The 19,245-nt window shown below is 72.5% G+C and carries 17 protein-coding genes; 3 read left to right on the forward strand and 14 right to left on the reverse strand.

Annotated features, from left to right (window positions below; genetic code table 11):
* Positions 1-8: 8 nt before the first annotated feature.
* Genes IEY89_RS23520 through pdhA form a run of 6 tightly spaced genes read right to left on the reverse strand, consistent with a single transcriptional unit; the run spans position 9 to position 7,033 of the window.
* Entirely contained in the window at positions 9-1,115 is a 1,107-nt protein-coding gene (locus tag IEY89_RS23520; RefSeq protein ID WP_189149448.1) for a potassium channel family protein, read from the reverse strand.
* A 43-nt stretch (positions 1,116-1,158) separates the two neighbouring features.
* Positions 1,159-2,601 carry a molybdopterin molybdotransferase MoeA gene (locus IEY89_RS23525; protein WP_189149449.1) on the reverse strand — a complete coding sequence of 481 codons (1,443 nt, stop codon included), beginning with the start codon at positions 2,599-2,601 and terminating at the stop codon, positions 1,159-1,161.
* Entirely contained in the window at positions 2,598-3,518 is a 921-nt protein-coding gene (locus IEY89_RS23530; RefSeq protein ID WP_189149450.1) for an NTP transferase domain-containing protein, read from the reverse strand. Before IEY89_RS23530 ends, IEY89_RS23525 begins: the two co-directional genes overlap by 4 nt.
* Positions 3,519-3,573: 55 nt before the next feature.
* Positions 3,574-4,905 carry a dihydrolipoamide acetyltransferase family protein gene (locus IEY89_RS23535; RefSeq protein WP_189149451.1) on the reverse strand — a complete coding sequence of 444 codons (1,332 nt, stop codon included), beginning with the start codon at positions 4,903-4,905 and terminating at the stop codon, positions 3,574-3,576.
* Positions 4,905-5,900 carry an alpha-ketoacid dehydrogenase subunit beta gene (locus tag IEY89_RS23540; protein WP_189149452.1) on the reverse strand — a complete coding sequence of 332 codons (996 nt, stop codon included), beginning with the start codon at positions 5,898-5,900 and terminating at the stop codon, positions 4,905-4,907. The genes IEY89_RS23535 and IEY89_RS23540 overlap by 1 nt, the downstream gene beginning before the upstream one ends.
* Complete coding sequence (gene pdhA, locus IEY89_RS23545) at positions 5,900-7,033, reverse strand: pyruvate dehydrogenase (acetyl-transferring) E1 component subunit alpha (protein ID WP_189149453.1); 1,134 nt, start codon at positions 7,031-7,033, stop codon at positions 5,900-5,902. The genes IEY89_RS23540 and pdhA overlap by 1 nt, the downstream gene beginning before the upstream one ends.
* A 175-nt stretch (positions 7,034-7,208) precedes the next feature.
* On the opposite strand from pdhA, the gene IEY89_RS23550 reads away from it, so the two are divergent.
* Positions 7,209-7,706 carry an Lrp/AsnC family transcriptional regulator gene (locus tag IEY89_RS23550; protein ID WP_373287283.1) on the forward strand — a complete coding sequence of 166 codons (498 nt, stop codon included), beginning with the start codon at positions 7,209-7,211 and terminating at the stop codon, positions 7,704-7,706.
* A gap of 337 nt (positions 7,707-8,043) precedes the next feature.
* On the opposite strand, the gene IEY89_RS23555 is transcribed toward IEY89_RS23550, so the two are convergent.
* Both IEY89_RS23555 and IEY89_RS23560 read right to left on the reverse strand, forming a co-directional pair.
* Positions 8,044-8,634 (reverse strand): TetR/AcrR family transcriptional regulator, encoded by a 591-nt coding sequence (locus IEY89_RS23555; RefSeq protein ID WP_189149454.1) that lies wholly within the window; start codon positions 8,632-8,634, stop codon positions 8,044-8,046.
* Positions 8,631-10,145, reverse strand: coding sequence for a 3-hydroxyacyl-CoA dehydrogenase (locus IEY89_RS23560; RefSeq protein ID WP_189149455.1), 1,515 nt, complete (start codon positions 10,143-10,145; stop codon positions 8,631-8,633). The genes IEY89_RS23555 and IEY89_RS23560 overlap by 4 nt, the downstream gene beginning before the upstream one ends.
* A 184-nt stretch (positions 10,146-10,329) precedes the next feature.
* Between IEY89_RS23560 and paaN the strand changes: the two genes are divergently transcribed.
* Entirely contained in the window at positions 10,330-12,036 is a 1,707-nt protein-coding gene (paaN, locus tag IEY89_RS23565; protein ID WP_189149456.1) for a phenylacetic acid degradation protein PaaN, read from the forward strand.
* Positions 12,037-12,069: 33 nt separating this feature from the next.
* On the opposite strand, the gene IEY89_RS23570 is transcribed toward paaN, so the two are convergent.
* The 3 genes from IEY89_RS23570 to IEY89_RS23580 are packed head-to-tail and all read right to left on the reverse strand — an operon-like array spanning position 12,070 to position 14,872.
* The gene (locus IEY89_RS23570; RefSeq protein ID WP_189149457.1) at positions 12,070-12,843 is read right to left on the reverse strand and encodes a TrmH family RNA methyltransferase; all 774 of its coding nucleotides are present in this window, start codon (positions 12,841-12,843) and stop codon (positions 12,070-12,072) included.
* A complete protein-coding gene (locus tag IEY89_RS23575; protein WP_189149458.1) occupies positions 12,840-14,108 on the reverse strand; it encodes an HTTM domain-containing protein in 1,269 nt (422 codons plus the stop codon). The genes IEY89_RS23570 and IEY89_RS23575 overlap by 4 nt, the downstream gene beginning before the upstream one ends.
* The gene (locus IEY89_RS23580) at positions 14,105-14,872 is read right to left on the reverse strand and encodes a DUF5819 family protein (RefSeq protein ID WP_189149459.1); all 768 of its coding nucleotides are present in this window, start codon (positions 14,870-14,872) and stop codon (positions 14,105-14,107) included. Before IEY89_RS23580 ends, IEY89_RS23575 begins: the two co-directional genes overlap by 4 nt.
* Positions 14,873-15,184: 312 nt before the next feature.
* On the opposite strand from IEY89_RS23580, the gene IEY89_RS23585 reads away from it, so the two are divergent.
* Positions 15,185-16,333: an acyl-CoA dehydrogenase family protein gene (locus IEY89_RS23585; RefSeq protein WP_189149460.1), complete on the forward strand. Its 1,149-nt coding sequence runs from the start codon at positions 15,185-15,187 to the stop codon at positions 16,331-16,333.
* Between the two features lie 32 nt (positions 16,334-16,365).
* Here IEY89_RS23585 and IEY89_RS23590 read toward each other — a convergent pair whose 3' ends face one another.
* The 3 genes from IEY89_RS23590 to IEY89_RS23600 all read right to left on the reverse strand — a co-directional run bounded on the left by IEY89_RS23590 (position 16,366) and on the right by IEY89_RS23600 (position 19,167).
* Positions 16,366-16,695, reverse strand: coding sequence for a rhodanese-like domain-containing protein (locus IEY89_RS23590; RefSeq protein WP_189149522.1), 330 nt, complete (start codon positions 16,693-16,695; stop codon positions 16,366-16,368).
* 36 nt (positions 16,696-16,731) lie between these two features.
* A complete protein-coding gene (locus IEY89_RS23595) occupies positions 16,732-17,628 on the reverse strand; it encodes a J domain-containing protein (protein ID WP_189149461.1) in 897 nt (298 codons plus the stop codon).
* A gap of 87 nt (positions 17,629-17,715) precedes the next feature.
* Positions 17,716-19,167: a DUF2252 domain-containing protein gene (locus IEY89_RS23600; protein ID WP_189149462.1), complete on the reverse strand. Its 1,452-nt coding sequence runs from the start codon at positions 19,165-19,167 to the stop codon at positions 17,716-17,718.
* Positions 19,168-19,245: the final 78 nt, after the last annotated feature.

Raw genomic sequence — 19,245 nt, forward strand, 5'->3', positions numbered from 1 at the left:
AACAGGGGTCAGTTGTCGCGGATCGGGCGGGCGTCGGGCGCCACATGTGCGCCCGGCGTCGCCCGCACGATGGTGATGAGCCGGTCGGCCACCTGAAGGTTCCCGATGGACGGATCGTCGTAACCCAGCACACGATGCCCTCGTACGACGCTCACGACCAGGTCGTCCGTCTCGCGCGGGCCCTTGCCCACCTCGGCCTTTATGACCGGCCGTTCGATGATGTCGAGCCCACTGCCCTGCTGGATCAGGTCCTCCATGACCATGCCGGCGGCAGGGCTGAGCACGGACAGCCCGAGCAGGCGGCCGGCCGCGCTCGCACTCGTGATGACGGCATCGGCGCCGGACTGCTTGAGCAGCGGCGCGTTCTCCTCCTCGCGCACGGCGGCCACGATCTTGGCGGTGCGGTTGAGCTGCCGGGCCGTCAGGGTGACGAGGACGGCCGTGTCGTCCCGCTGGGTGGCGATGATGATCTGCCGCGCCTTCTGCAGCTCGGCCCGCAGCAGCACGTCGCTGCGCGTGGCGTCGCCGACCACTCCGGCGTACCCCTCTGCGGTGGCCGCGTCCACGGCCTTGGCGCTGGGGTCGACGACCACGACCTGTTCCTTCTTCAGCCCGGTGACACAGACGGTCTGCACGGCCGACCGCCCCTTGGTCCCGAACCCGATGACAACGGTGTGGTCTCGCAAGGCCGCCCTCCAGCGGTTCTGCCGCCACTCCTCACGGGTGCGCTCCGTGAGGACTTCGAGAGTCGTGCCGACCAGGATGATCAGGAAGAGCACGCGCAGCGGTGTGATGACGAAGATGTTGGTGAACCGGGCGGCGTCGCTGACGGGCGCGATGTCGCCGTACCCGGTGGTGGAGAGGGTGACAGTGGCGTAGTAGAAGGAGTCGAGAAGGTCGACGGAACCGTCGGAGTTGTCGTTGTAGCCGTCGTGGTCGACATAGACGATGAGGGCGGTCCCGACCAGCACCAGCAGCGCCATGGCGACGCGCTTGGCGACCTGACGGAACGGCCGTTCCACCACGGTCCGGGGAAGCTTCACCCGATGGGTCACCAGATGTTCGTCCGCTTGGCGGGCGATGGCGTCATGACCCGGCAGTTTCACGTGAAACATCCTCCAATGTCACCGGGGTGGCCGCCGCTGCGATCCGAATGTTTCACGTGAAACACTCCCCGGCTTCGGTGGCCGCAGCCCAGGGCAGGTCGAGCAGCTCCAGTTCCTGACCGGCTCGCGCACCGCCCGGAGGTACGACCGCGAGGGCCTCGGCCGCCGCGATGCCGCGCAGCATGGCCGGCCCGTTGTAGTGCAGCGGCACGGCCCGGTCGCCGCGCACGACGACGGGGACGAGCCGGGTGTCGTGCGGGTGCCCGTGCACCTCGTCCTTGAGGGGCAGCGTGTACGACTCCGGCGCCGCCCGTCCCGCGAGGGTCCGCAGCAGGGGCTCGGCAAGGGTGAGCAGCCCGGAGACGGCCGCCAGCGGGTTGCCGGGCAGCCCGACGAGGTGCTGGTTCTCCTTCAGCCGGGCCAGCAGCATGGGGTGGCCGGGGCGCACCTGGACGCCGTGCACGAGCAGTTCGGCGTCGAGGCGGCGCAGCGTGGGGTGGACGTGGTCGACGGGTCCGGCGGCGGTGCCTCCGGTGGTGACGACGATCTCGGCGGGGGAGTTTTTCAGCGCCTCGTAGAGCGCGTCGGCGTCGTCCCCGAGCCTGCGTACAGCGATGACGTCGGCGCCGAGCGAGCGCAGCCAGGGCGGCAGCATCGGGCCGAGCGCATCCCGGATCAGACCGTCGTGCGGCAGCCCTTCGGTGAGCAGCTCGTCGCCCAGGACAAGGACTTCGGCCCGGGGCCGGGGGATCGCAGCGAGGGTGTCGTACCCGGCGGCTGCCGCGAGCCCGAGCACGGCCGGGGTGACGAAGGTGCCGGCCGGCAGCAGTTGGTCGCCGGAGCGGCACTCCTGGCCGCGCGGACGGATGTCCTGGCCGTGGCTCATCTCCCGGATCGGGTGCAGCCGGCCCTTGTCGTCCGTGCGGCCGTGCTCGCCGCGCAGTACGGCGGTCGTGTCGTACGGGATGCGGGCGCCCGTCGCGATCCGCACCGCGTCGCCGTCGGTGAGCGGCTCGGGCTGCGCGTGCCCGGCGAGGACACCGGCCTCGCGCACGTCCCAGGGGCCGGGGCCGGCCACCGCCCAGCCGTCCATCGCGGACGTGTCGAAGGAGGGGAGGTCGGTCAGCGCCGTGAGCGGGGCGGCGAGGACCAGGCCGAGGGCGCCGTCCAGAGGGACGGACACGGGGGGCGAGGCAGTACGGGGGACCCGGCGGGCGGCGCGCTCGGCGATGACGCGGGCCTGGGGCCACGGGGTGGCACGGGGGCGTTCGGGGGCGGGCGCAGGGGTGGGGCCCGGGCGGGTGCCGGGGCTGTCGTTGTCGGCGTCCACGTCGTAGACGCCCTCCCCGCCGGGGGCCGGTACCGCCGAGCCCGCAGAGGTCGGCCCGAGGCCCTGCCCGCCGCGGCCCGTGCCGCTGCCGTTGCCATTGCCTTCGTTCACGAGGGCGAGCGCCTCCTCGGCGCCGAGGTCGTCCAGGTCGCTGCGGGCGGTCATCCGGCGTCCGGACGGCTGTCGGTGGCCTTGCCGCCCGTACCGTCGGCGGTCGCCGCCTCGTCGGCCCAGCGCAGGGCGAGGGCGACCGCCTTGCGGGTGGCCTCGGCGACCGCCTCCGGGCCGCCCCCGGCACGGCCCGCCGCGTACCCGACGAGGAACGTCGTCAGGGGGGCGGCCGGCCTGGCCACCGAGTGCGCGGCGTCGCGGGCGAGGTCCAGGAGGAGGTCGGTGTCGACGTCCAGGTCGATGCCCAGTTCGTCCTTGGCTGCGGAAATCCATTCGTCCAACACGTGCCCATGCTCCCTGATGCGTGCTCTGGCGGCGGCGATGTCGTCCCAGGTGTCGCAGTCGAAGGACGCGACGGGGTCGGACACACGGGTGAGTTCGAGCGCGGCGGTCAGCCGGCGCAGCGGCAGGCCGGTGAGGCCGCCGTGTTCGAGAGCGAGGGCGTCCAGCTCCCGGCGCAGCGCGGACGCCCGGTACGCGGCCACGAGCGGCTGGTCCCGGCCACCGGTGTCGGTGAGGAGCGCGCCCTCGGCGCCGCTCGTCCGCAGGGTGTCGAGGAGCCGTCGTACCGTCGCCGGTCCGAGGAACGGAAGATCGGCGGAGAGTACGACGACGTGCTCGGCGCCGGTGTGCCGCAGGCCCGCGTCGAGCGCGGCGACGGGTCCCCCGCCCGGCGGGTCCTCGTGGGCCCAGGTGACGGGCCGTGCGGTGGGCCGGGAGCCTGCCACGGCCACGGTGGTGCCGGCGTCGGCGCAGGCGGCGAGCACCCGGTCGAGCAGCGCGCGCCCGCCCACCCGCACGGCGGGTTTGTCGGCGCCGCCGAGCCGCCGGGCGGCCCCGCCCGCGAGCACCACGGCGTCATAGCCGTCGGCGCCGGGGGGCCCTGAGGGCTGGGGCTCGTAGGCGGTCACCCTCCGAGTATGCGGGCCGCCGCCGATCACAGGGAACGTGCGCGCGCCACCCTGGTCACAGCGTGCGCAGCAGCACCGCCGGCTGTTCGACGCAGTCCGCCACATAACGCAGGAAACCGCCCGCCGTACCGCCGTCGCACACCCGGTGGTCGAAGGTGAACGACAGCTGGACGACCTGGCGCACGGCCAGTTCACCCTCGTGCACCCACGGCTTGGGGACGATCCGGCCGACGCCGAGCATGGCCGCCTCCGGGTGGTTGAGGATCGGTGTGGATCCGTCGACGCCGAACACGCCGTAGTTGTTCAACGTGAAGGTCCCGCCGGTGAGTTCGGCGGGCGTGAGGGTGCCGGTCCGGGCCGCCTCGGTCAGCCGCGCGATCTCCGCGCTCAGCGCCTCGGCGTTCCTGGTGTGCGCGTCCCGTACGACGGGGACGACGAGCCCGCGTTCGGTCTGTGCGGCGAAGCCGAGGTGGACGCGGTCGAGCCGGACGATCTCCCTGGCCTCCAGGTCGACCGTGGAGTTCAGCTCGGGGTACCGGGCGAGAGCGGCGGCGCAGATACGGGCGAAGAGGGCGAGGAGGGAGATCTTCGGGCCACCGCCCCCGTTCATCAGCACGCGCGTGTGCATCAGTTCCGTCGCGTCGGCGTCCACCCAGCAGGTCGCGTCCGGGATCTCGCGTCGGCTGCGGGAGAGCTTGTCGGCGACGGCACCGCGGATGCCCTTGAGGGGGACGCGCGTGCCCTCGGCCGGGGCGGCGGTGGCGGGCGCGGCAGACTCCGGAGCCGCGGTCGGGGCCGGGGGCCCGGGTCGCGTGGCACCGGCGCGCAGAGCGAGCTCGACGTCGGCGCGCAGGATCAGTCCGTCGGGCCCGGAGCCCGCCAACTCCCGCAGATCCAGGCCGTTCTCCCGGGCGAGCCTGCGCACGAGCGGCGAGATGACCGGTACGGGGCCGTCGACGCGGGCCGGGGTGGGGGCGGGGGCCTGGACGCCGCCCGTGCCCTTGAGAGCTTTCGGAGCGGCGGGAGCCGCCTGTTCCCGCCGTACCCTCCGTCGCCGGGCGGGCGCCTCCGACGTGCCGTATCCCACGAGCACGTTCCCGGAGCCCTCGGCCGCGTCACCGGCGGGGTCGGGGTGGGCCGGTGTCCCGACGGCCACCGTCACCAGGGGAGACCCGACGGGGAGTTCGGTGCCCTCCTCGCCGAAGCGGGCGGTGACGACACCGCCGTAGGGACACGGCACGTCGACCATCGCCTTGGCCGTCTCGACCTCGACCACCGGCTGGTCGACGGCGACGACCTCGCCGACCTCGACCAGCCAGCGCACGATCAACGCCTCGGTGAGCCCCTCGCCGAGGTCGGGGAGCCTGAACTCCAGTACCTGTGCCATCAGCGTTCCGCCTCCCACTGCAGCCGTCCCACGGCGTCCAGCACACGGTCGACACCGGGCAGGTGGTGCCGCTCCAGCATCGGCGGCGGATACGGGATGTCGAACCCGGCGACGCGCAGGACCGGCGCCTCCAGATGGTGGAAGCAGCGTTCCATGACACGGGCCGCGATCTCCCCGCCGGGGCCGCCGAAACCGCCCGACTCGTGCACGACGAGGGCCCGCCCGGTCCGCCGTACCGAGGCGCACACCGTCTCGTCGTCGAACGGGACCAGGGAACGCAGGTCGACGACCTCCAGGTCCCAGCCCTCCGCCTCCGCCGCCTCCAGGCAGACGGGCAGCGACGGCCCGTACGTGATGAGCGTGGCGCTGCGGCCCGGGCGCCGTACCACCGCGCGTCCGATCGGTTCAACGGCCGACGGCTCGTCCGGGTTCCAGGAGTCCTTCGACCAGTACAGGCGCTTGGGCTCCAGGAAGACCACCGGGTCGTCGGAGGCGATGGCGGCCCGCAACAGGCCGTACGCGTCGGCGACCGTGGCGGGTGTGACGACGTGGAGTCCCGGGGTCGCCATGTAGTACGCCTCGGAGGAGTCGCTGTGGTGTTCGACGCCGCCGATACCGCCCCCGTAGGGCACCCGGACGGTGATCGGCAGGGGCATGGCCCCGCGCGTGCGGTTGCGCATCCGGGAGACGTGCGAGATCAGCTGCTCGAACGCGGGATAGGCGAACGCGTCGAACTGCATCTCCACGACCGGGCGCAGCCCGTACATGGCCATGCCGACGGCCGCCCCGAGGATGCCCGCCTCGGCCAGCGGGGTGTCCGTGCAGCGGTCCTCGCCGAACTCCTTGGCGAGCCCGTCGGTGACCCGGAAGACCCCGCCGAGGGTGCCGACGTCCTCACCCATGACGTGCACGGTGGGGTCGGCGGCCATGGCGTCGCGCATCGCGCGCGTGAGGGCCTGCGCCATGGTGGCGGGCTTGAGGGCGACGGTGGTCATCAGTGCGTCCCCTCCGCCTCGGCCTCGAGCTCGGCCCGCAACTGGGCCCGCTGCTCGCGCAGTTGGGGGGTGGGCTCGGCGTACACCTGGGCGAACAGGTCCATCGGGTCGAGCTCCGGGTCCTGGTTCATACGGGCACGCAGGTCGGCGGCGAGCGTCTCGGCGTCCTCGCGCGCGGCCCTGATGCCGTCCTCGTCGAGCAGCCCGCGCGCGGTGAGCTCCTTCTCCAGGAGGTCGATCGGGTCGTGCTCGCGCCAGGCGGTGACCTCGGCGTCGGTGCGGTAGCGCTTGTCGTCGTCGGCGTTGGTGTGCGCCTCCACGCGGTAGGTCACCGCCTCGACGAGCGTGGGACCACCGCCCGCGCGCGCGTGGCGTACGGCTTCGCTCAGCACGTCGTACATGGCGACCGCGTCGTTGCCGTCGACCAGGCGGCCCGGCATCCCGTAGCCGACGGCCTTGTGGGCCAGCGACGGGGCGGCGGTCTGCTTGGCGAGGGGCACGGAGATCGCGAAGCCGTTGTTCTGGACCAGGAAGACGACCGGCGCCTGCCACACGGCGGCGAAGTTCAGCGCCTCGTGGAAGTCGCCCTCGCTGGTGCCGCCGTCGCCGACCATGGCCAGCGCGACCACGTCGTCGCCCTTGAGGCGGGCGGCGTGCGCGAGCCCCACGGCGTGCGGCAGCTGCGTCGCGAGCGGGGTGCACAGGGGCGCCACCCGGTGCTCACGCGGGTTGTACCCGGTGTGCCAGTCGCCGCGCAGCAGCGTCAGTGCCTGTACGGGGTCCACGCCGCGGGCGACCACGGCGAGCGTGTCCCGGTAGCTGGGGAAGAGCCAGTCGCGGTCCTCCAGGACGAGCGCGGCGGCCACCTCGCAGGCCTCCTGGCCGACGCTGGAGGGGTACACGGCGAGCCGGCCCTGCTTGGTGAGCGCGGTGGCCTGCGCGTTGTACCTGCGCCCGCGCACCAGCTGCGCGTACAGCCGGCGCAGCAGCCCGGGGTCCGCCTGCGCCGCCGCCTCGGTGCCGAGGACGCGGTACGGAGCCGCGTCGGGCAGCAGCGGCGCGGGGTCGGTACGGGGTTGCCAGGCGGGCGGCGGCGTGGGCCGGTATGCGCCCCGCTGCTCCATGACCGTCATGACGGCACCTCCTCGTGGGAGACGGCTCCGGGCGCGCCACGGATGTGACTCGCCTCACCTACCGATTGTTCGGTCGCCGGCGCATTTTGGCTACAGGCACCGCCAGGCTGTGGACAAACGGTTCTCCACAGCCTGAGATGGACGCAGTACGTCCATGGCAGGGAGGCGGGGGGACATGGCACCTGAACAAATGGCCGAACGGGCGGAAGGCGGCACCCCGCCGCCCCCTCGTCCGCTGGACGCCATTGATCAGGCCATCCTGCAGATGCTCCAGGCGGACGGCCGCGCCTCGATCCGTTCCGTGGCCGAACGTGTGCACGTTTCGCGGGCCAACGCCTACGCGCGCATCAACCGACTCATCGAGGACGGCGTGATCCGCGGCTTCGGCGCCCGCGTGGACCACGAACGCGCCGGACAGGGCACCTCGGCGTACATCACCCTGAAGATCGTCCAGAACTCCTGGCGCACGGTCCGCGAGCAGTTGAGGCAGCTGCCGGGCGCCGACCACATCGCCCTGGTGGGAGGTGACTTCGACGTGCTCCTGCTGGTCCACACCCCCGACAACAAGGCGCTGCGGGAGCTGGTCCTGATGCGTCTCCAGGCGATCCCGGAGGTGCTCAGCACGCGCACCCTGCTGGTGTTCGAGGAGGAGGACCTGGGTCCGGAGGCCTGAGCCACCGTTCCTTGGCCTGAGCGGGAGGGCGCGCGCTCAGTCCCAGCGCCCCGAAGGGTCTTGGGCGAGCCGGTCCCCGGCGGGCACGGATCCGGGGACCGGCTCGACACACGCCCTGTTCACGGTCCGGGCCGGAGGCCGCCCTTGAACGCAGCAGCCCTGCGTGAACTGGCGTGGCCGGCGTCCCGGTCGCACGGCCTGTCGGCCCGACCGGGCCGGGACGCAGCAAGCCCGCAAACGGACGAGCACCCGATCGAGCCGATTCGGCCCGTGCGCACTCGCTGTCGAGCGGCTGCCGATCCCCGGAGTCACCCCCGGGTCGTCCACGCCGGGGCGCTCACTCCGGGTTGCGCAGCCCTCCGAAGACCAGCCGCACCACCGCGTCGGAGACCTCACGCTCGCCCATGCCGCGTCCGTCCGGCCGGTACCACTCCACGACCGAGTTGATCATCCCGAAGACGAGCCGCGTCGCGAGCCGTACCTCCACGTCACCGCGGATGTCCCCCTCGGCGGCTGCCGCCTTGAGCAGGTCGGCGACCCGGTGGTCGAAGTCGCGGCGCCGCTCCAGGGCCCGGCGCTCGGTGTCGGTGTTGCCGCGCACCCGCAGCAGCAGCGTCACGTACGGAAGCTCGGCGATGAGCACCTCGACCATGCGCCGTACGACGTACTCCAGGCGCCCGGCGGCGGGCCCCACGCGCGCGTGCTCCTCGTCGAGGATCCCGAAGAGGCCGTCCAGCGCCCGGCTGACGGCCAGGCGCAGCAGCTCCTCCTTGCCGGTGACGTGGTGGTAGATCGACGACTTGGAGATGCCCGCGGCCCTGGAGAGGTGCTCCATGGAGGTGCCGTCGTAGCCGCGCTCGTTGAACACCTGGACGGCGACCTGGAGCAGCGTCGTCGGGGTGTACGTGTCGCGCTTGGCGGTGGTCATGGGGTGCCCTCCCGCTTGTCGGTGGCGTACGCGTGGCGGTAGAGCGCGAGGGACGGCGCGTACCGTCCGCTCGGGTCGCGCTGGTGGAGTTCGTCGAGGATCTCGTGCGCCCAGCTCCGGCCGAGCCTGCGGCTCCACTCGAAGGGCCCGAGCGGGTAGTTGACGCCGAGGCGCATCGCCGTGTCGACGTCCTCCTCGGTGGCGACGCCCTTGGCGACGGCGTCGTGCGCGAGGTCGACGATCCGGGCCACCGTACGGGCGACGATCATGCCGGGGGTGTCCCCGAGGACGCTGACGTCCTTGCCGAGCGCCTGGAAGAGGCCGACGGCCTCGGAGAGGGTCTGCGGCTGGGTGTCCTGGGAGGCGGACAGGGCGATGCGGGTGGCCCGCCGGTAGTCGAGGGCGAGGTCGAAGTAGACGACGTCACGGAACTCGACGCTGGTCTGTCCGTCGGCGAGGACCAGCTGTCCGCCGCTGGGCAGCACCAGCCGGGTGCCGTGGTCCTCCTCGTCCTCACGGACGGGAACGCCCGCCTCGCGGATCAGCGCGAGGAGGTCGGACGCGGGGCCCAGGTCACCCTCGGCGACGACGTAGGCGGGCGCCTGGGCCTTCTCCGCGGTGTGCGGTTCGGCGCGCTCGGCGTCGTCCCCGTAGTCGTACCAGCCCTGCCCGGTCTTGCGGCCGAGCCGGCCCGACTCGACGAGCCGCCGCTGGGCCAGCGAGGGCGTGAAGCGCACGTCCTGGAAGAAGGCCTGCCACACGGAGTGGGTGACGGCCTCGTTGACGTCCTGCCCGATCAGGTCGGTCAGCTCGAACGCGCCCATCCGGAACCCGCCGCACTCGCGCAGCACCGCGTCGATGGTGGCGGGGTCGGCGGACTGGGCCTCGTACGCGGCGAAGGCCTCCGCGTAGAAGGGCCGGGCGAGGCGGTTGACGATGAAGCCGGGGGTGTCGGCGCAGGCGACCGGGGTCTTGCCCCAGGCGCGGGCCATCTCGTACGCGCGCGTGGCCGACGTGACGTCGGTGGCGAACCCGGAGACGACCTCCACGAGGGGCAGCAGCGGCGCCGGGTTGAAGAAGTGCAGCCCCACGAAGCGCCCCGGGTTGCGCAGGACGCCACCGATGGCGGTGACGGACAGGGAGGAGGTGTTGGTGGCGAGCAGACAGTCCTCGTCGACCACGTCCTCCAGGTCGCGCAGCAGCTGCTGCTTCACGTCGAGCTGTTCGAGGACGGCCTCGACGACGAGGGAGCAGTCGGCGAGTTCGGCGAGGCTCCCTGCGGCGTGCAGCCGGCCCCGGGCGGCGTCCCGGTCGGCCGGCGTCATCCGGTCCTTCTCGACGAGCCGGTCGAGCCGCGCGCCGATCGCGTCGGCGGCGTCCTGGGCCCGCCCTGGCGCGGCATCGAACAGCCGTACGTGATGACCGGCGACCAGCGCGACCTGGGCGATGCCCTGTCCCATGGTGCCGGTGCCGACGACGGCCACGGGGCTGCTGAGGTCGAGTGCAGTCATGTGCGCGATCCTCCCGCACGGCGTTGTCCACAGATGCGGCGGACCCCCTTGTCCCGACCGATCGTTCGGTTACTCTAACTCTGTCGTGCCTTTTCTGCCCAGGTCATGTCCCCGTTCATGCACCGGGTCACGCCCCAGGTCATGAGCTCAACGAAGTGCTCTTGAGACGAGGAGTTGGTCCCTGATGGCCGCCGAACTCACCGCGCACCAGCTGATCGCCCAGCACCGGCCCACCCTCGACCAGGCGCTGGAAGCGATCCGCACACGCGCGTACTGGTCCCCGCACCCCGAACACCCCAAGGCGTACGGGGAGGACGGCAGCCTGGACCTGGCCGCGGGCAGGGCCGCCTTCGACGCCGTCCTGAACACCCGCCTCGACCTCGGCCAGCCCGGCACCGACGACTGGGTGGGCGGCGAGGTGTCCCCGTACGGCGTCGAGCTGGGCGTCACCTACCCGCACGCGGACGTCGACGTGCTGCTGCCCGCCATGAAGGCCGGCCTGCGCGCCTGGCGCGACGCGGGCGCGGAGGTCCGCGCGATGGTCTGCCTGGAGATCCTCAAGCGGATCAGCGGCCGGACGCACGAGTTCGCGCACGCGGTCATGCACACCAGCGGCCAGGCCTTCATGATGGCGTTCCAGGCGGGCGGCCCGCACGCCCAGGACCGCGGCCTGGAAGCGGTGGCGTACGCGTACGCGGAGCAGGTGCGCACCCCCGGCACCGCGGAGTGGAGCAAGCCCCAGGGCAAGCGCGACCCGCTGGCCCTCACGAAGGAGTTCACGCCGGTCCCGCGCGGTATCGCGCTCCTCATCGGCTGCAACACCTTCCCGACGTGGAACGGCTACCCGGGCCTGTTCGCGTCCCTCGCCACGGGCAACGCGGTCGTCGTGAAGCCCCACCCGCGCGCGGTACTGCCGCTCGCGCTGACGGTCGGTATCGCGCGCGAGGTCCTGGCGGAGACCGGTTTCGACCCGAACCTGGTGGCGCTGGCGGCCGAGCGCCCGGGCGAGGGCATCGCGAAGACCCTGGCGACCCGCCCGGAGATCCGGATCATCGACTACACGGGATCGACGTCGTTCGGCGACTGGCTGGAGGCCAACGCCCGCCAGGCGCAGGTCTACACGGAGAAGGCCGGCGTCAACACGGTGATCGTGGAGTCGACCGACAACTACCAGGGCATGCTGTCGAACCTCGCCTTCGCCCTCTCCCTGTACAGCGGCCAGATGTGCACCACCCCGCAGAACCTCCTGATCCCCCGCGACGGCATCCGTACGGAGGAGGGCCACAAGTCCTACGACGACGTCGTCACCGGCCTCGCAGCGGCCGTCGGCGGCCTCCTGGGCGACGACGCGCGCGCGAACGGGCTGCTGGGCGCGATCGTCAACCCCGATGTGAAGGCACGGCTGGAGGCGGCGGCCGGGCTCGGCGAGGTCGCCCTGGCCTCGCGGGAGGTCGTGAACCCCGACTTCCCGGACGCGGTGGTCCGTACGCCCGTCATCGTGAAGCTCGACGGCACGCGGAAATACTGGGACGGGGCGGACTCCGAGGCCGCCTACATGAGCGAGTGCTTCGGTCCGGTCTCCTTCGCCGTCGCGGTCGACTCGGCGGCGGACGCGGTGGAACTGCTGCGACGGACGATCCGGGACAAGGGCGCGATGACGGTCGGCGCGTACACGACCGACCCGGAGGTCGAACAGGCCGTCCAGGAGGCCTGCCTGGAGGAGTGCGCCCAGCTGTCGCTGAACCTGACCGGCGGGGTGTACGTCAACCAGACGGCCGCCTTCTCCGACTTCCACGGCTCGGGCGGCAACCCGGCGGCGAACGCGGCACTGTGCGACGGGGCGTTCGTGGCGAACCGCTTCCGGGTGGTGGAGGTGCGCCGCCAGGCCTAGGCACGGCCAGGCCCAGGCCCAGGCACCTCAGGCCTAGAAGGCCCGCCCGCCGGTGACGCTCCAGTGGTACAGCGTCATGGCCACGCTGGTCGCGAGGTTGTAGCTGGAGACCTGGGGGCGCATCGGGAGGGACACCAGGTGGTCGCCGCGCGCGCGTAGGTCGGGCGACAGCCCGCTGCGCTCGGAGCCGAAGGCGAGTACGGCGTCGTCCGGGATCTTCAGCGCCCGGATGTCGTCGCCCTCCGGATCGAGCGCGAACACCGGCCCGGACGGCAGCTCGGCCACCGCGAGGCGCTCCACGGCGGTCGCGAAGTGCAGCCCCGCCCCAGCGCGTACGACGGTGGGGTGCCAGGGGTCCAGGGTCCCGGTCATGACGACCCCGGTCACCCCGAAGCCGGCGGCGAGCCGGATCACCGCCCCGGCGTTGCCGAGGTTGCGCGGGTTGTCGAGGACGACGACGGGCGCGGTCCGGGGCGTACGCGCGAGCGCCTCCAGATTGGCCTCGCGGGAGGGCCGTACGGCCAGGGCAGCCACCGCGGTGGGGTGCGGGCGCGGCACGAGGGACGTGTACGTCGTGGCCGGGACCTCGGTCAGGAGGGCGTCCAGGGTGTCCCGTACGTCCGGAGCGAGTGCGGCGGCGAGATCCAGGGTCTTCCGGCGGTCGGTCGTCACGGCGACCGGGATCCGCGCGCCGAAGCGGACGGCGTGCTTGAGGGCGTGGAAGCCGTCGAGCAGGACGGAATCGCATGCGAGCCGCTGCCAGTCGCTCACCGCGTCGATTGCCGGGCCTGTCGCTGCGTCCGTCATGCCGTGAAGCCTACGTGCGGGGATTCCGCCGCCTTGTCCGCCGGGTCGCCGCCCGTCTCGCGGGCGCGCTCGTCCGGCCCGGTACCGCCGTTTCTCCGCAGGCGGGCGAGAAGGCGCGCACACACGCGCGTGGCCCGGTCGCCGAGGCGGCGCAGGAAGGAGGTCGGCAGGAACACGGCGTCCGCGGCGATCATCGCGAGGGAGAAGAAGGGCAGTCCGAGGACGACGGCGATCACGGCGTGCTCGGTCATCATCACGGCCAGCAGGATGTTCTTGACCCGCCGGTTGAAGAGCGTGAAGGGGAAGGCGACCTGCACGGCCACCGTCCCGTACGTCACCAGCAGCACCATCGTGCCGCTCGACGACATCAGGTCGGAGAGCGCGGGCCAGGGGGAGAAGTAGTCGAGGTGGAGCGGGTAGTGGACGGCGGTGCCGTCCTGCCAGCGTGAGCCCTGGATCTTGTACCAGCCGGCCGTCGCGTAGATCAGACAGGCCTCGGCCATGATCACGAAGAGGGCCGCGTTGTGCACGAGGTTGCCGACGATGTCGAGGAGCGTCCGCGCCTCGCCGCCCTGCCCACGCCGGGCCACGACCCACCCCACGCCCTGTGCCAGCCACATGCCCCAGAGGATCACCGGGACCAGCGGGTCGCCGTCGAGCTTGCCGGCCGCGATACCGCCCAGGAGGAGCACCCCGAGGACGCCCCAGAGCACGGGACCCACACGGTCGGGGGCGGGGTCGTCGTCGGGGTCCACGCGGGCGCGTGCCTTTCGGGCGCGCCGGGCGTCCAGGGACCACACCTGGCCGCAGCGCGTGAACACCAGGTAGAGGGACATCAGGTGCAGGACGTTGTCGCCGCCGTCGCCCATGAAGATGCTGCGGTTCTGGAGCGAGAGCACACCGACCATGAAGAGCACGGACAGGGTGCGGGTCCGCCAGCCGAGCAGGAGAAGGAGGCTGGCGAGCACCGCGAGCACATAGACGAGCTCGAACCAGAGCTGGCTGCCGGACCACATCAGGACCGTGAAGGCACCGTTGTCCGCGATGAGCTGTTGGGCGAGATCCCAGCTCCAGGGGCCGTCGGGGCCGTACAGCTCCTGCCGGTGCGGGAACTCGCGCAGCAGGAACAGCAGCCAGGTCGCGGAGAACCCGATGCGCACGACGGCGGTCTGGTAGGGGCCCAGGGCGGTCTCGGTGACGCGGCCGATGCCACGGGAGACCGACCGGGAGAGCGAACGGGAGGCCGCGGGAACCAGGCGGGTCATGAGCCCTCCCCCTTCGTCGCGCCGGCCGCGCCTGTCGCCTCGGCCGCCTCGTCGTCGGGGACGGGCCACCAGGACAGTACGCGGTACGTGGGCGTCTCGGACACCTGCTCCTGGCTCCACTCGGGCGGCCGGACGTTCGTACTGCGGGAGCGGACCTGGACGCGGTCGATCGTGCCGTCGGGTCCTGCCGCGCCCTCGCGGTCGAGCCGCATGAGGACGATGCGGCGCAGGTACTGCTCGGCGAGGGCACCGCGCAGGCCCGAGGGACGGTTCTCGGCGTCGTGCGAGGCGAGGAGGAAGTCCCAGGCCCGGCGCAGCTCGTTCTGCTGGGTGTGGCTGGGCATCGGATTGCCGTCGATGGCCTCGCCGTCCTGCGCGGAGAGGTCGTACCAGCCGGTCGTCCGGGCGCCGCCGTCCGCGGTACGGACATCGGCGCGGACCTCGACGGCGACGTTCTGCTGCAGCGGGTTGGGGGCGAAGAGCTTCCAGTTCTGTTCGAACTCCGGGTAGATCCAGTCGTCGATCGTCCGGGTGTGCTCCTTGGTGGCCGTGTTCGAGGGCGCGACGTGCAGAAAGACCATGCCGAGGTGGAAGCACGCGGCGACGCCGACGACCGCGACAGCGAGGGCGGCGCCCAGCTGGTAGGGGAGGGAGAGGGCGGCCAGTGCCGACCGGGGAGCCTCCTCGGGATCGGGAGTGCCCGCGGACTCGCCGGGCTCGTCGCGCCCGTGCCCGGCGTCCGGGCCTGCCTCGTACGCGTCCATTCCGCCCCGTCTCCCGATACCCGCTCCCGTCGCGCCTGCGGCGCGCGCACGGGCACGGTACTCAAGGTCACCCACACAGCACAGCCCCCCTTCGCACACCTGCACGACCACTGAGCGGCGACCGGGAGGCCGGACCCGGGGGTTGTCCACAGCCGTTGACACCCTATGGCCCACCGCCGGACCATCGACTCGACAAACCGAACGATCGGTCGCCATCACACACCCTCCGACCCTGCCCGTTCCCTTCTTCTAGAACCTGTTCTATCTTGACGCCCCGTCAGATCACCCGCCCCGGGCCGAGAGGACAGCACCATGGACTTCAGGTTCAGTGAGGAGCAGCAGGCGGCGGTCGAGGCGGCCCGGGCGGTGTTCGGCGGGGTCGCACCGGACTCAGTGCCCAGTCCGTCGCTCGTCCCGGGTGCCGTCGCGGACGACTTCGACCGGGCCCTGTGGGAGAGGCTCGCCGGCGCGGACCTGCTGAGCCTGCTGCTCGACGAGGAGTACGGCGGGGCCGGCCTCGACGCCATCGCCCTGTGCCTCGTGCTGCGCGAGTCCGCGAAGGTACTGGCCAGGGTGCCCCTGCTGGAGAGCTGCGCCGCCGCCGCGGCCGTACAGGCGTACGGGGGCGGGGAGTTGCGGGGCGAGGTCTTGCACCGGGCCGGGGCGGGCGAACTCGTGCTCACCGTCGCCGCGCACGGCCGCACCGGCCACGACCCCGCCGAACTCGCCGTGACCGCGCGCCGGGACGGCGACCTCTGGGTCCTCGACGGAGTCCAGACGGCGATCCCCTGGGCGCACAACGCCGACTTCGTCCTCGTCCCCGCGCGCACGAACGCCGACCGGACCGTCCTCGCCCTCGTCCCCCGCGTCCACGAAGGCGTCCCGCTCGACGGCGCCGCCCTCGCCGAGCAGATATCCACCGCCGGAGAGCGGCTCGGCGAACTGCGCCTGGAATCCGTGCGGCTGCCGGACCGCTACGTCCTCGAAACCGACGGCGCCTGGCCGTGGCTGCGCGATCTGCTGACCGTCGGGACCTGCGCCCTGGCGCTCGGACTGGGTACGGCGGTGCTGAGCATGACCAGCGACTACACCGGCAAGCGGGAGCAGTTCGGGCACCCGCTGGCCACCTTCCAGGCCGTCGCCGTGCAGGCCGCCGACCGGTACATCGACCTGCGCGCGATGGAGGCCACGCTGTGGCAGGCGGCATGGCGGATCGGCACGAGGGCGGGCGGTGCGCTGCCCGTCTCCGGAGATGTCGCCGTCGCCAAGATCTGGGCCTCGGAAGGGGTACGCAGGGTCGTGCAGACCGCACAGCACCTGCACGGCGGTTTCGGCGCCGACACCGACTACCCGCTGCACCGGTACCACGCCTGGGCGAAGTACCTGGAGCTGTCGCTCGGCCCCGCGGCGGCCCACGAGGAGGCCCTGGGCGACCTGCTCGCGGCACACCAACTGGGCTGAAGCAGGCAGGGGGGCCGGCACGCGACCGGCGTTCAGGCGACGAAGCCCGGCGCACCCTCGTCGGTGACGACCGGGCGGCCCGCCGCCTCCCACACCTGCATGCCGCCGTCGACGTTCACGGCGTCGATGCCCTGCTGGACCAGGTAGTTCGTCACCTGAGCCGACCGGCCACCGGAGCGGCAGATCACATTGACCCGGCCGTCCTGCGGTACCGCCTCGGTCAGCTCTCCGTAGCGGGAGACGAATTCGCTCATCGGGATGTGCAACGCCCCCTCGGCGTGCCCCGCCCGCCACTCCTCGTCCTCACGGACGTCCAGCAGGAAGTCGCCGTCCTTGAGGTCCGTGACCTCGACCGTGGGCACACCAGATCCAAAACGCATGCCCCGACGATACCCAGGTCACCGCCCGAGCAGTTCCGCCAGTTCCGCCTCGCGCTGCGCGACCTGGGCCAGGAGCTGTTCGGCGATCTCCTCCAGGAGACGGTCGGGGTCGTCCGGCGCGAGCTTCAGCATCGCTCCGATCGCGCCCTCCTCCAGCTCACTGGCGACCAGCGTGAGCAGTTCCTTGCGCTGGGAGAGCCATTCGAGGCGGGCGTAGAGCTCCTCGCTGTGGCTCGGCCGCCACTCGGCGGGCACCGGGCCGGCCGCCCACTCCTCGGCCAGCTCCCGCAGCAGCGGCTCGTCGCCCCGCCCGTAGGCGGAGTTGACCCGGGAGATGAACTCGTCGCGCCGCGCCCGCTCCTCCTCGTCCTGCGCCAGGTCCGGGTGGGCCTTGCGGACCAGTTCGCGGTAGAGCTTGCGGGCCTCGTCGCTCGGGCGGACCCGCTGCGGAGGCCGTACCGGCTGCTCGGTGAGCATCGCCGCCGCCTCCGGGAACAGACCCTCCGAGTCCATCCAGCCGTGGAACAGCTCCTCGACACCGGGCATCGGCATGACCCGCGCCCGTGCCTCGCGCGCCGCCCGCAGGTCCTCGGGATCGCCGGTGCGCGCGGCCTTCGCCTCGGCGATCTCGGCGTCCAGTTCGTCGAGACGGGCGTACATCGGGCCGAGCTTCTGGTGGTGCAGCCGGGAGAAGTTCTCGACCTCGATACGGAAGGTCTCGACCGCGATCTCGTACTCGATGAGCGCCTGCTCGGCGACCCGCACGGCCCGCTCCAGCCGCTCCTCGGGCCGAGGCCCCTCCGCCGCGCCCCCGGCACTGCCGGCCGCGCCGGACGGCGCCTGCGCGTCAGGGCGCTCCCGCGGCCCGTCGGCTTCGGGCACGGACAAGGACTGATCAGCTTCCGGGGTCGTCACCCGCCCAAGCGTAGGCCACGGCCCGTCCGCCCATCGAGGGTCACCGGAGAGAGCCCCGAAGTGACCCCCGAACCGACCCCACAGCCCTCACACGCCCGTCTCCGCGTCGATCCTCCCCGCCCGCACCGCCGCCACCAGATCCGCGTGGTCCGCCTCCGTCCGGTCGGCGTAGGCCATGGCGAACGTCGCCACCGCCTCGTCCAGCTCGTCGCTCTTGCCGCAGTAGGCGGCGATCAGACGCGGGTCGGCGCTGTGTGCGTGGGCGCGGGCCAGGAGGGCGCCCGTCATCCGGCCGTAGTCGTCGATCTGGTCGGTGGACAGGGCGGACGGGTCGACGCTGCCCTTGCGGTTGCGGAACTGCCGTACCTGGAACGGCAGCCCGTCGACCGTGGTCCAGCCGAGGAGGCTGTCGCTGACGACCTGCATGCGCTTCTGCCCGAGCACCACCCGGCGCCCCTCGTGCACCGAACCGGCCGCCTCCACCGGATCGAAACCGGCGGTGGCCAGATGCGGTACCAGCGCCGAAGGGCGGGCCTCCTTCACCTGGAGGACGAGACACTCGCCCTTGTGGTCGAGGAGCAGCACGACGTACGACCGCGCGCCCACACTGCCCGTGCCGACGATGCGGAACGCCACGTCGTGCACGGCGTGGCGGGCCAGCAGCGGAAGGCGGTCCTCCGGCAGCGTGTGCACGTACTCCTCCAGGGACGCCGCCACCACCTCGGCCTCCTCGTCCGGCACCCCCCACAGCACCGGCGGGGCGTCCACGAAGCGCCGCCCGCCGTCCTCGGTGACCGCCGTCGACCTGGCCGCGAAGCGCCCGCTGGTGTTGCCCCGCGCCTTCTCGGAGACCCGCTCCAGCGTGCCGGCCAGGTCCTGGGCGTCCGCGTGGGAGACGAGTTCCTCGTCCGCGATCGCGTTCCACGCGTCCAGCACCGAGAGCTTCGCGAGCAGCCGCATCGTACGGCGGTACGCGCCGACCGCGCCGTGCGCCGCCTTGCGGCAGATGTCCTCGTCCCCGCCCACCTCCCGGCCCGCGAGCACCAGCGAGGCCGCGAGCCGCTTGAGGTCCCACTCCCAGGGGCCGTGGACCGTCTCGTCGAAGTCGTTCAGATCCATCACCAGGCCGCCGCGCGCGTCCCCGTACAGACCGAAGTTGCCCGCGTGGGCGTCGCCGCAGATCTGGGCGCGGATCCTGGTCATCGGGGTACGGGCGAGGTCGTACGCCATCAGGCCCGCCGAACCGCGCAGGAAGGCGAACGGGGTGGCGGCCATCCTGCCCACCCTTATCGGGGTCAGCTCGGGGATGCGCCCGCGGTTGGACTCCCTGACCGCCGTCTCCGCGTCCGGCCGGGAGCCGTCCGCGCCGGTGTCGAGGGAGGCGTGCGCACCGCGCGGAACCTGCCGCCGCAGCGCCTTCCCCTCTTCCTTGGGGGAACCCTCCGCCTGCCACTGGGCGAACCCCGGCACCCGGGGAAGCTTGCGCGCCCGACTCCGCGCCCCTGTGGTCCCCGCCGACTCCGTACCGACCTCGGTCATCGCGACCGCCTCCCCCGCTCCACGCACCGCCGCCAACATCAACTGGCGACGACCGTACAGCCGCACACCGCATCAGGT

The organism is Streptomyces lacrimifluminis, assembly GCF_014646095.1.
Classification (GTDB): Bacteria; Actinomycetota; Actinomycetes; order Streptomycetales; family Streptomycetaceae; genus Streptomyces; species Streptomyces lacrimifluminis.